This window comes from Reinekea blandensis MED297 (genome assembly GCF_000153185.1).
Lineage (GTDB): Bacteria > Pseudomonadota > Gammaproteobacteria > Pseudomonadales > Natronospirillaceae > Reinekea > Reinekea blandensis.
Map to the genome: position 1 here is coordinate 190,388 of NZ_CH724151.1, position 10,666 is coordinate 201,053.

The window sequence follows — 10,666 nt, forward strand, 5'->3', positions numbered from 1 at the left end:
CTCATGCGCTACCCGTTAGGGTTCATCGGGGCCGGCAACATGTCAGGCGCCATCATCAAAGGTCTGCTGAACGCGGGTACTGCGCCGGGCGACCTGCTGATCTGCGCCCGGACTCAAGCCACGCTGGACACTTACCAGGCACTGGGTTGCGCCACGACATTGGATGCCAGTGAAGTCATGCGCACCTGCGATGCCGTCATGCTTGGCGTCAAACCCCAGATGCTGAAAGACGTACTGCAGCCACTGGCCGATGAGGCTCAAGCCCATCAACCGCTGCTTCTGAGCGTTGTCGCAGCGATCCCAGCCACCAGCATCGAACGCTGGCTTGGCGGTAACCTGGCCATCATCCGCACCATGCCCAATACGCCCTCACTGGTGAAACAGGGTGCAACCGGGCTCTACGCCAATGAACGGGTCACCGACGCCCAAAAGTCACTGGCCGAAACGACGTTCGCCGGGATCGGCCGCTACAGTTGGGTCGACAACGAAGCCGATCTCCATGCGGTGACGGCGACAGCCGGCAGCGCTCCAGCGTATTTTTTCCAGTTTGCGGAATCCATGCAGAAAACCGCCCTGGAACTGGGGCTGACCGACGCGCAATCCCGGACGCTGATTGGACAAACCATGCTTGGTGCCGCGACCATGATTCTGGAGACCGATACCGACATCGCGCAGATGCGGAAAAACGTCTGCTCACCAAACGGCACCACCGAACGGGCGATTCAGAGCTTTCAGACAGATGACATTGATGCCGTCGTTCGCCGGGCCATGCTCGCCTGTCTGGAACGCTCAGAAGAACTGTCCAGCGAACTCGGAGATGCGTAAAAGTTACGAGAATAACGATCGCCGACTTAATTTAACCGAGCGCAACCGATAGAATCCGCTCGTCGACTGCCCACAGGAGTTTGTATGATAGTCATCGCCATGATTCTGAAAACCGCATTCGGGATCGTTCTGGTCTCCATGGTCGCCAGATTTCTCGCTCAGATGGCCCGAGCCGATTTCTATAACCCGCTGGCACAGACCGTGATCAAAATCACTGACCCGTTCCTGAAGCCGATGCGTCGAATCATTCCTCCGATCGGCGGACTCGACACCTCGTCATTACTAGGACTGTTTCTCGGTCAGATGCTGCTGGCCGTGTTGCTGTTTCTGGTGTCTGGGAACAACCTGGCGGCTTACTTCCCCAATATTCTGATCTGGAGCATCATCGCCGTCGCTGCGCTGATCCTGACCGTCATTCAGTGGTCTATGATCATCGTCGGTATTTCCAGTTTTATTCTGATGGGCCAGCCAAACCCGTTTATCTCTTTCATTGGTCAGATGATCGAACCCTTCGTGGGACCATTCCGCAAACTTAACCTGCAGGTCGGGATGCTGGACTTGTCTTTCCTGATTGCGTTTTTGGTCATCATCATTATTAAGGATGTGATCCTGCTTGAAGGCGTTGCCCAGTTTGTTGGAACGACTCGCCTGAGCGGCTTCTACATCGGCCTGTAACCCTTACCATTCGATGACACCGACGGTCTCGGTGTCATCCTTTTCGCCCGGTTCAAGCCCCGGGCGAACCATTCAGAGAGAAGACGGATGCCCAGTCAAATCCCAGCGGACAGCGTTGGACTTGTTGACCCACAAAGCGCCTATTTTGATGAACCACTGCCTCTGCGCAGTGGCCGTACATTGCCCTCGTACACGCTGATGTATGAAACCTACGGCACCTTGAATGCCGAGCGCAGTAACGCCATTCTGATCTGCCATGCCCTCAGCGGTCATCATCATGCCGCCGGGTTCCACAGCGAATCAGAAACCAAACCCGGTTGGTGGGATGCGGCCATCGGCCCCGGCAAACCACTCGACACCCATAAATATTTCATCGTCTCGCTGAACAACCTCGGGGGTTGTCACGGCTCGACGGGACCAACCAGCGTCGACCCGGAAACCGGCGAACCTTATGGCCCGGACTTTCCAATCATGGCCGTTCGCGATTGGGTGAAAAGTCAGGCTCGGCTCGCCGACCGGCTCGGCATAGAAAAATGGCACGCCGTCGTCGGCGGATCACTCGGCGGCATGCAGGCCCTGCGCTGGTCCATTGATTTTCCCGACCGGCTGGACCGTTGTGTCATCATTGCCGCCGCGCCGAAGCTGACGGCGCAGAACATCGCGTTTAATGAGGTCGCGCGGCAGGCCATCACCAGCGACCCGGACTTCCATCAGGGGTATTACTACAAACACGATACCCTGCCCCGCAAAGGCCTGGCGCTGGCGAGAATGCTCGGTCACATCACTTACCTCAGTGATGACAGTATGCGGGAAAAGTTCGGTCGGGATCTGAAAACCGGCAAGCTGAACTTCAACTACGAAATCGATTTCGAAGTAGAAAGCTATCTGCGCTATCAGGGTGAGCGTTTCTCGGACAGCTTCGACGCCAACACCTACCTGCTGATGACCAAGGCCCTCGACTATTACGATCCGGCGGCAGACTTCAATGACGATCTGAGCCAATGCCTGGCCGGTAGTCGCTGTAAATTCCTGGTGGTGTCATTTTCCACTGACTGGCGTTTTTCACCGAAACGCAGCAAAGAAATCGTTGATGCACTGGTACGTTCGCAAAAACCGGTCACCTATCTGGAAGTGGACGCCCCCCAGGGTCACGATGCGTTTCTGTTTCCGATTCCGGAGTACTTCAGCATTCTGCGGAATTTTCTGGCACAGGAGACCCGCCATGCGCAGTGATATGAGTTTACTGACCCGCTGGATTCAACCCAATGAGCGGGTTCTCGACTTAGGTTGTGGTGATGGCGAACTGTTGGCCCATTTAAAGCGGGAAAAAAATGTGTCCGGCTACGGCATGGAGATCGACACGCAGAACATTCTGAAATGCGTCGAACGGCAGGTCGACGTGATTCAACAGGACCTGAACGAGGGTCTTGCCTACGTTGATGATCAGAGTTTCGACACGGTGATCATGACGCAGTCGCTGCAACAAACCCGTGAGCCCGACCTGTTGCTCGAGGAAATTCTGCGTATCGGCAAACGTGCAATCATCTCGTTCCCGAACTTCGGTCATTGGACTACGCGTTTTTACCTGGGTTTTCGCGGCAAGATGCCAATTACCCGGTCACTGCCGTTTCGCTGGTACGATACGCCCAACATTCGCCTGATCACCTTTAAGGATTTTGAAATCCTGTGTCGGGAGCACGGCATCCGGATTCTGAAAAAGACTGTGGTCGACAATGAACACGCCGAAAACTGGAAGGTGAAGATGTTCCCGAACATTCTCGGTGAAATCGCCCTGTACCATATTGAAAAAATCTGAGAGGACGGCCTTATGACAACACTGACGCGACTGGGAATGCTGCTCCTGACCGCCTTCATTTCGGTAACGGTCACCGCTGAGCAAAAAGTCGAGTTTGAAGGCCATGAGCTGCACTACATTGTGCTGAACACCACCGAAATTCCGCCTCAGGTGGCGGAACAATACGACATTGTCCGCTCAGGCAAGCGCGCCTTTATTAACCTTGCGGTACTGCGTCAGACCGACGACGGCTACGGCACTCCGGTATCAGCCGAGATCAGTGCTGTACAGCGCTCATTGATCGGGCAGACACTGGATATTGAACTGGCCGAAATCCGGGAAGGAGACGCCATTTACTACATCGGCACCTTCCCGATCATTAACCGGGAAACGCTCTGGTTTGATGTCACGCTGTCTGTTCCGAACGGTCCGGACTACGAGTTCAGTTTTCCACAACAAGTCTGGCAGGAGTAACGCATTATGGTGCCTCGTTATACCGACCACTCTGCCAACGAACGAACGTATCTGGCCTGGATCCGAACCGCCATCTCAATCATGGCGTTCGGGTTCATCATTGAAAAGTTCGGACTGTTTATTGAGTACATCAATCTGGTCAGTGAGCAGCCTCTGAGTCTCACGCCCAGCCCGGCAACGACCTTAATCGGGCTGGGACTGTTTTTTGTTGGGGTCTGCATCATTCTGGCCGCAACGGTGCGCTTTTTCAGCTACAAAAAAGCCATCGAATCCGAAGAGCGCTTCCCTTACCATGTCCGTAAAACCAACCTGATCTTGTCCGGGTTGATGATTCTGGTCGCGCTCATGTCGCTCGGCTATGTCGCCAACCAACTGATCTGAACCAGAGTACCCCGTAATGCAAACCAACCAGGAATGGGTGCTGGCATCCAACAACGCCGGCAAACTAAAAGAATTTTCTGAGCTGCTGGCACCAAAGTCGATCACGATCAAGCCGCAAAAAGAGTATGGCGTGGATGATGCGATCGAAGATGGACTCAGCTTCATTGAAAACGCCATCATCAAAGCCCGTCATGCGTCTAAAGCCACTGGTTTACCGGCCCTGGCCGATGACTCCGGGTTGGAGGTCGACGTGTTGGACGGAGCACCGGGCATCTACAGTGCCCGCTATGCTTCGATGGACGGCGGTGAAAAATCCGACCGTGCCAATCTGGAAAAAGTCCTGAGCGAGATGCAGGATGCACAGAACCGAACAGCCCGCTTCCATTGCGTACTGGCCTTTGTTCGTCATGCTTTGGACCCGACACCGATTATTATTCAGGGAACCTGGGAAGGTTCGCTACTGACCGAGCCGCGTGGAGAGCAAGGCTTCGGTTACGACCCGATTTTCTGGGTGGAAGACCATCAATGCAGTGCGGCCGAACTGAGCAAAGCACAGAAAAACGCGCTCAGTCATCGCGGCCAGGCCGTGCGTCAGTTTGTTGCACTGGTCGAAGACCGCTTCTGATCAATATCCGGTTACTGCTTCATGTCTGAACTGCTGTCGCTGCCGCCTTTGTCGGTGTACGTTCACATCCCCTGGTGCGTGCGTAAGTGCCCCTATTGTGATTTCAACTCACACGCAGCCGATCCGGATTCGATACCCGTGGATGCCTTCGTTGAGCGGTTTCGTCAAGATCTGAATCAGGATGCGCCTCTGGCGCAGGGGCGACCGATTACCTCCGTCTTTTTTGGTGGCGGCACACCCAGCTTGCTACCAGCAAAAGCGATTGGTCAGATTCTCGAGTCGCTCAACTCGGTGATCGGGTTTGAACCCGATGCTGAAATCACGCTGGAAGCCAACCCCGGAACCTTTGAAGCCGAGCGTTTTGCCGACTACCGAGCTGCGGGCGTCAACCGTCTATCTATCGGCGTTCAGAGCTTTGCCGACCGGTTTTTGTCAGTACTGGGCCGCATTCACTCAGGTGACAACGCCGTCCAGGCGATTCGGCAGGCCCGTTCCGTCGGCTTTGACAACCTGAACATCGACCTGATGCACGGCTTACCAGAGCAGTCTATCGATGACGCCCTGGCCGATTTGAATCAGGCCATCGATCTGGAACCCACTCACTTGAGTTGGTATCAGCTGACCATTGAACAGAATACGGAGTTTTACCGACAACCGCCGCCACTGCCGGCCGAAGACACCCTGTGGGATATTCAACAGGCCGGGCAGGCACTGATTGATTCGGCGGGTTATCACCAGTACGAGGTCTCCGCCTATGCGCAGACCGACCGTGAATGCCGGCACAATCTGAACTACTGGCAGTACGGCGATTTTCTCGGACTCGGCCCGGGTGCGCACGGTAAAATCACCCGTTTGGACGACGCCGGGGAAATCATTCGAACCCGCAAAACCCGTTTGCCGAAAGATTACCTGAACAGCGAGCGGCCCCTGATCCGGATGGAAGAGGCAGTCACCGAGGTTGATCGTCCATTCGACTATTTCATCAACACCCTGCGCCTGCGAACACCCGTCTCTCTGACCCACTTTGAACAAATGACCGGCCTAAGCCGGGCTGACATTGCTCCGCAACTGGATGCCTTAGAAGCGAAAGGCTGGATTAAACGAACCGGTGATTTGTTTTCCACTTCCGAATCAGGTTACCTATACTTGAATGAAGTCCTGTCCTATTGGCTGAGTGACGAATGAGAGAACGACTGGCGATGACCGGGTACAGCCTCCTGTGGTGGCTGCTGACTCCATTGATTCTGTTACGCTTACTGCTGAGAAGCCGACGACAACCGGCTTATCGTGAGCGGCTGGGTGAACGCTTTGGCATCTGGCCGAATGTGCCGACCGGCTGCTTTTGGGTGCACGCCGTCAGCGTTGGTGAAACCATGGCCGCCCGCCCACTGATCGAACAATGGCAATCTTTGCATCCGAACGTCCCGATTCTGGTCACGACCATGACGCCGACCGGCTCCGAAACGGTACGCAAGCTCTTCGGCACTACCGTCCACCACGCCTACCTGCCCTGGGATTTTGCCAGCATTCAACGGCGCCTGGTTGCCCGCCTGAAACCCAAGATGCTGGTCATCATGGAAACCGAGCTGTGGCCGAACCTCATTCGTGCTTGCGCACAACAACAGGTACCGGTGTTACTCGCCAATGCACGATTGTCGGCGAAATCGCAACAAGGTTATCGGAAGCTGAGTTGGCTAACCCGGCCCATGCTGCAAAAACTCACCGGCATTGCCGCCCAACACAGTCCGGATGCCGATCGCTTTGCGGAACTGGGTTTGGACGAACGCCGCATTCAAGTTACCGGTTCCATTAAGTTCGACATCAGTCTGGATGCACAGAGTTCAGCAAAAGCCCGAAAACTGAAAGCAGACATCGACCGGCGACCCATCTGGATTGCGGCCAGTACACACGAAGGTGAAGATGAAGCACTGCTACGGGTGCATGCCAAACTCAAAATCAAATTACCGAACGCCCTGCTGATTCTGGTACCTCGGCATCCGGAACGTGCTGATCGGATCGCAGGCCGGCTGTACAAAGAACATTTCAATTTTGCCCGTCGTTCCAACAACGAAGTCCCCCGGTCTGAGCACTCGGTGTATCTGGTCGATACGCTCGGGGAACTGATGACCTTTTTCGAACTGGCGGATGCCGCCTTTATCGGCAACAGTTTGAATGGCGGCGGCGGGCATAACCCAATCGAACCGGCCGCGGTGGCCAGACCGGTCCTCATCGGACCGAGTTATTTCAACTTCCAATCCATTATTGAAGCCATGCGTTCGGAGCAGTCGGTGGTGATCATCGAGTCGGAAGACGAGTTGAAAAACCGTCTGCTGGGCTTAATGCAGTCCAAGGACCTCCGCGACACCTACGGGCAGCGCGCTTATCTGTTTTATCAACAGCAACAGGGCGCGTTGAAACGGCTGATGACCTGGATAGAAGACCTGATCGACATCGACACGTCTGGCTCACCCAAGGCATTAACCGGCCCGTCACAACGACCGCAGAAACGATCCGCCGTCCCGGATAACTCCACCGGTAAGGACTGACCTGGGCCGCTTGAGCTTTCATCAGAAAGCCGTACCATAGCGCCGATTTCTTCTGACGGACCCTGGTATGCAGCGACTGATTGTGTTTACCGTGCTGAGCAACTTGCTGGCACTCATGGTGGTATTTCTTTTACGCGTGCTCGTTGCGTCGATCGCCGCCATGAAACCGATCGATCTGATGTTTCTGACCGGAGTTGCTTTCTGGCTGGTCTCTTCCGTCATCCGGCTGAGTACCAAACGACTGAAGAAAGAATGGAACCGAAATGAAATGGAACTGACCGACCCGCAATTGGTGATTTCAACCGAGAGTTTATCGGCTCGATTTCTGATTGCCGGCGCGTTCCCATTATTGGGCGCTGTTATCTGGGGCTTTTTTTACTGATGAACTATCGACTGGCCGGAGCAAGACACATACTGGTAAAAACCCGCGAAGAGGCCGAAAAACTCAAGGCTCGACTGCAACGCGGGGAGGATTTTGCCAAGCTGGCCCGCCGCTATTCCACCTGCCCGTCTGCGAAAAAAGGGGGCGACCTGGGCGAGTTCCGACGAGGCCAGATGGCCAAACCGTTCGACGATGTGGTATTTAAAAAAGCCGAGTTGGAGATTCATGGTCCGGTGAAAACCCGTTTCGGTTTCCACCTCATACAAACCCTCTATCGTCGCTGACGACTCAAAGCGTTAGTGCGTTTCCGCAGGTTGCTCCATCGCCAGCATCTGCCGCAACGCCAGCAAAGAACGGCGCCACAGTGGCGGCAGATCTTCATCATCCAGCGCATCCAACAGATTTTTAATGTACAGACCCAACTCAACGTCACCGTCGATAGACAACTGCCGTTGAAAGAACAGTGTGTCCGGGTCGACCTGCTGACTGACAAGGTTTAGAAACGCCGGAACCGTGGCACTGACCCGAACATCGACCTCAGCGCCCGGCGCCAGCATCAATCGCCCCTGGCGCAGTGTCAGCGGCCAGCGCAATCGTCGATCCTTAACCGCAATTTCACAACAACGACCTTCCAGAAAGTCGAGTTCTCCGGCATCGATCAACTCCTGCAAGGCATGATTAAGAGCTGTACTCAGAGCCGGATTCTGCAAAGACAGCGGCACCGCACCCAACGCAAATACCGTTGATTGCGCCACTTTCTCGACTGGCCGGACTTTTCGGGTGACCTGCTGCACAACCGGCTTAACCCGGTCTCCCATCTTGGCAAGCTGCCGTAAACCTGATTGCAGAAACTCGTTCATCGCTCTCTCCTTCACGCAAAGACCTATCCTACCGAAACGGCCCCAAGCCTAATTGATGTTTATCAAGTAGGCCGGGAGCAGCGCTCGTTACACTTTCGGTTTTGACGAGAGCACAGCCTATGGAACTGGTTTGCCCCGCTGGCAGCCTTAATGCCTTCAAAGCCGCCGTCGAGAATGGTGCCGATGCCGTTTATCTCGGATTCCGTGATGAAACCAATGCCCGTTTTTTTGCCGGGCTGAATTTTAATGATCGCGCCGCGCAAAAAGCGCTGACCATTGCTCGTGACCGTGGCGTGAAACTGTTTGTCGCTATCAATACCTTTGCCAATAATCAGCATTGGGAGAAATGGCAGGCCGCGGTCGACGGTGCCGTCGACATTGGCGCCGATGCCATCATCGCCGCAGACATCGCGGTCCTCGACTATGCCCATCGTCGCTATCCAGATCAGGCATTGCATCTGTCCGTGCAAGCTTCCGCAACAAATGCCGGCGCTTTGTCATTCTTTCATCGCCACTTCAACATTCAGCGAGCGGTGCTGCCGCGGGTTCTGTCGCTACCGCAAGTGGAGGCACTGAGTCAGTCCAGCCCGGTCGATCTGGAAGTCTTTGCGTTTGGCAGTCTGTGCGTCATGGCCGAGGGTCGATGCTATTTAAGTTCTTATCTGACCGGTGAATCGCCCAACACCGTCGGCGCCTGTTCACCGGCACAGTTTGTTCAATGGCAAACCGAAGGCGATACGCTTAACGCACGTTTGAATGGTGCCCTGATTGATCGTTACGCTCCGGATGAAAACGCCGGTTACCCTACGCTGTGTAAAGGACGCTTTAAAGCACTCGGTAAACAGTTTCATGCTTTGGAAGCCCCGACCAGCCTCAACACCATGGACATTCTGCCTAGATTGCATCAGGCCGGTGTCAAGGCACTCAAAATTGAGGGCCGGCAACGCAGCCCGGCTTATGTTGCTCAGGTTGTCAAAGTCTGGCGCGCGGCCATCGACCACTACCTCGCCAACCAGGATGCCTTTCAGATAGATCCACGCTGGCAGTCTCAGTTAATGGATGTATCCGAAGGGGCACAAACCACCATCGGCGCCTACACCCGCGACTGGCAATAGGAGTACAACATGCAATTAACCCTGGCCCCGATCCCGTTTTACTGGCCGCGTGAGACGGTATTGAACTTTTACGAGCAGGCCGCTCACTGGCCGGTAGACCGTGTTGTTGTCGGCGAAAACGTCTGTTCGAAACGACGTGAACTGCGCACCGACGACTGGTTAAACGTCGCCCAGCGGTTGCGCGACGCCGGAAAAGAGGTCGCGGTTTCGACCCTGGCCCTGCTGGAAGCCGAATCGGATCTGAAAACCGTGGAGCGGTTGTGTCGGCAACACGACATTTCAGTCGAAGCCAATGACTTCAGTGCCGTGAATGCTTTGCATCGCGAAGGTGTCCCATTCAGTACCGGTCCATATCTGAACATCTACAACGCGCAGACGTTAGACCTGCTGGTCGCCGACGGTATGAATCGCTGGACACTGCCGGTTGAACTGGGTCGTGAGACGCTGAAAACACTGTTGGCACACATTGATTCTTCCGCGCTGCCATTGGCGACCGAAGTTATGGCACACGGCTATCTGCCGCTGGCACTGTCGGCTCGCTGCTTTACTGCACGCGCACTTGAGCGCCCTAAGGACGCATGCAAGCGGGTGTGTATTGATTACCCAACTGGCATCCCCGTGGACAGCCAGGAAGATCAGCGCCTGTTTACCATGAACGGCATACAGACGCTGTCCGGTGACATTCTCGATTTACAGGCCCAGATCCCTGAGATGGCCGATTTAGGCGTCAATGCATTGCGCATCTCCCCGAGTCAGCCAGAGATGACCGACATTGTTGCGTCTTATGCGGCCGCGATTCAGTCAAGGGAAAGCCAGCCAACACCGGCGTCTTCGGCGCCCTATTGCAACGGCTACTGGTTTGAAGAAGCCGGAATGATTCACCACGCCATCTGAGCACTCCACCGCAACCCTGTAACCCTGAATGATTGGATCAACGCTCCGGTTGTTCATGGTTACTGTGGTTGTCCATACATCCATTCTCATAAAA

At 55.0% G+C, this 10,666-nt stretch carries 14 protein-coding genes; 13 read left to right on the forward strand and 1 reads right to left on the reverse strand.

Going from position 1 to position 10,666, the window contains the following annotated elements:
• Window positions 1-3 precede the first annotated feature (3 nt).
• From proC to MED297_RS09540, 11 genes are all read left to right on the forward strand, one after another.
• On the forward strand, window positions 4-825 hold the full coding sequence (proC, locus tag MED297_RS09490) for a pyrroline-5-carboxylate reductase (RefSeq protein WP_008044390.1): 822 nt from the start codon (window positions 4-6) through the stop codon (window positions 823-825).
• Window positions 826-909: 84 nt separating this feature from the next.
• Complete coding sequence (locus MED297_RS09495; RefSeq protein ID WP_008044391.1) at window positions 910-1,500, forward strand: YggT family protein; 591 nt, start codon at window positions 910-912, stop codon at window positions 1,498-1,500.
• An 87-nt stretch (window positions 1,501-1,587) separates the two neighbouring features.
• Complete coding sequence (gene metX, locus MED297_RS09500) at window positions 1,588-2,733, forward strand: homoserine O-succinyltransferase MetX (protein WP_008044393.1); 1,146 nt, start codon at window positions 1,588-1,590, stop codon at window positions 2,731-2,733.
• Window positions 2,723-3,316: a methionine biosynthesis protein MetW gene (gene metW / locus MED297_RS09505; RefSeq protein ID WP_008044394.1), complete on the forward strand. Its 594-nt coding sequence runs from the start codon at window positions 2,723-2,725 to the stop codon at window positions 3,314-3,316. The genes metX and metW overlap by 11 nt, the downstream gene beginning before the upstream one ends.
• A gap of 12 nt (window positions 3,317-3,328) precedes the next feature.
• On the forward strand, window positions 3,329-3,769 hold the full coding sequence (locus tag MED297_RS09510; RefSeq protein ID WP_008044396.1) for a DUF4426 domain-containing protein: 441 nt from the start codon (window positions 3,329-3,331) through the stop codon (window positions 3,767-3,769).
• Window positions 3,770-3,775: 6 nt separating this feature from the next.
• Complete coding sequence (locus MED297_RS09515; RefSeq protein WP_008044398.1) at window positions 3,776-4,150, forward strand: YidH family protein; 375 nt, start codon at window positions 3,776-3,778, stop codon at window positions 4,148-4,150.
• Window positions 4,151-4,166: 16 nt separating this feature from the next.
• On the forward strand, window positions 4,167-4,775 hold the full coding sequence (gene rdgB / locus MED297_RS09520) for an RdgB/HAM1 family non-canonical purine NTP pyrophosphatase (protein ID WP_008044400.1): 609 nt from the start codon (window positions 4,167-4,169) through the stop codon (window positions 4,773-4,775).
• 21 nt (window positions 4,776-4,796) lie between these two features.
• The gene (gene hemW / locus MED297_RS09525; RefSeq protein WP_008044402.1) at window positions 4,797-5,960 is read left to right on the forward strand and encodes a radical SAM family heme chaperone HemW; all 1,164 of its coding nucleotides are present in this window, start codon (window positions 4,797-4,799) and stop codon (window positions 5,958-5,960) included.
• Entirely contained in the window at window positions 5,957-7,321 is a 1,365-nt protein-coding gene (gene waaA / locus MED297_RS09530) for a lipid IV(A) 3-deoxy-D-manno-octulosonic acid transferase (RefSeq protein WP_008044404.1), read from the forward strand. Before hemW ends, waaA begins: the two co-directional genes overlap by 4 nt.
• Before the next feature lie 67 nt (window positions 7,322-7,388).
• Window positions 7,389-7,703 carry a hypothetical protein gene (locus tag MED297_RS09535; protein ID WP_008044405.1) on the forward strand — a complete coding sequence of 105 codons (315 nt, stop codon included), beginning with the start codon at window positions 7,389-7,391 and terminating at the stop codon, window positions 7,701-7,703.
• Window positions 7,703-7,987: a peptidylprolyl isomerase gene (locus tag MED297_RS09540; RefSeq protein ID WP_008044406.1), complete on the forward strand. Its 285-nt coding sequence runs from the start codon at window positions 7,703-7,705 to the stop codon at window positions 7,985-7,987. The genes MED297_RS09535 and MED297_RS09540 overlap by 1 nt, the downstream gene beginning before the upstream one ends.
• Before the next feature lie 12 nt (window positions 7,988-7,999).
• Here the strand turns inward: MED297_RS09540 and ubiT are convergent, their stop codons facing one another.
• Window positions 8,000-8,563 carry a ubiquinone anaerobic biosynthesis accessory factor UbiT gene (gene ubiT / locus MED297_RS09545; protein WP_008044407.1) on the reverse strand — a complete coding sequence of 188 codons (564 nt, stop codon included), beginning with the start codon at window positions 8,561-8,563 and terminating at the stop codon, window positions 8,000-8,002.
• Between the two features lie 119 nt (window positions 8,564-8,682).
• Here ubiT and ubiU point away from each other — a divergent pair, with 119 nt between their 5' ends.
• Window positions 8,683-9,678: a ubiquinone anaerobic biosynthesis protein UbiU gene (ubiU, locus tag MED297_RS09550; RefSeq protein WP_008044408.1), complete on the forward strand. Its 996-nt coding sequence runs from the start codon at window positions 8,683-8,685 to the stop codon at window positions 9,676-9,678.
• Window positions 9,679-9,687: 9 nt separating this feature from the next.
• Window positions 9,688-10,572 carry a U32 family peptidase gene (locus tag MED297_RS09555; RefSeq protein WP_008044409.1) on the forward strand — a complete coding sequence of 295 codons (885 nt, stop codon included), beginning with the start codon at window positions 9,688-9,690 and terminating at the stop codon, window positions 10,570-10,572.
• Window positions 10,573-10,666 lie beyond the last annotated feature (94 nt).

Bases quoted from the DNA above. Each gene is read 5' to 3' on its own strand.
- MED297_RS09495 (WP_008044391.1), top strand. From the start codon at position 910: ATGATAGTCATCGCCATGATTCTGAAAACCGCATTCGGGATCGTTCTG.
- MED297_RS09555 (WP_008044409.1), top strand. From the start codon at position 9,688: ATGCAATTAACCCTGGCCCCGATCCCGTTTTACTGGCCGCGTGAGACG.
- MED297_RS09535 (WP_008044405.1), top strand. From the start codon at position 7,389: ATGCAGCGACTGATTGTGTTTACCGTGCTGAGCAACTTGCTGGCACTC.
- proC (WP_008044390.1), top strand. From the start codon at position 4: ATGCGCTACCCGTTAGGGTTCATCGGGGCCGGCAACATGTCAGGCGCC.
- rdgB (WP_008044400.1), top strand. From the start codon at position 4,167: ATGCAAACCAACCAGGAATGGGTGCTGGCATCCAACAACGCCGGCAAA.
- ubiU (WP_008044408.1), top strand. From the start codon at position 8,683: ATGGAACTGGTTTGCCCCGCTGGCAGCCTTAATGCCTTCAAAGCCGCC.
- metW (WP_008044394.1), top strand. From the start codon at position 2,723: ATGCGCAGTGATATGAGTTTACTGACCCGCTGGATTCAACCCAATGAG.
- waaA (WP_008044404.1), top strand. From the start codon at position 5,957: ATGAGAGAACGACTGGCGATGACCGGGTACAGCCTCCTGTGGTGGCTG.
- MED297_RS09540 (WP_008044406.1), top strand. From the start codon at position 7,703: ATGAACTATCGACTGGCCGGAGCAAGACACATACTGGTAAAAACCCGC.
- MED297_RS09515 (WP_008044398.1), top strand. From the start codon at position 3,776: ATGGTGCCTCGTTATACCGACCACTCTGCCAACGAACGAACGTATCTG.
- hemW (WP_008044402.1), top strand. From the start codon at position 4,797: ATGTCTGAACTGCTGTCGCTGCCGCCTTTGTCGGTGTACGTTCACATC.
- metX (WP_008044393.1), top strand. From the start codon at position 1,588: ATGCCCAGTCAAATCCCAGCGGACAGCGTTGGACTTGTTGACCCACAA.
- MED297_RS09510 (WP_008044396.1), top strand. From the start codon at position 3,329: ATGACAACACTGACGCGACTGGGAATGCTGCTCCTGACCGCCTTCATT.
- ubiT (WP_008044407.1), bottom strand. From the start codon at position 8,563: ATGAACGAGTTTCTGCAATCAGGTTTACGGCAGCTTGCCAAGATGGGA.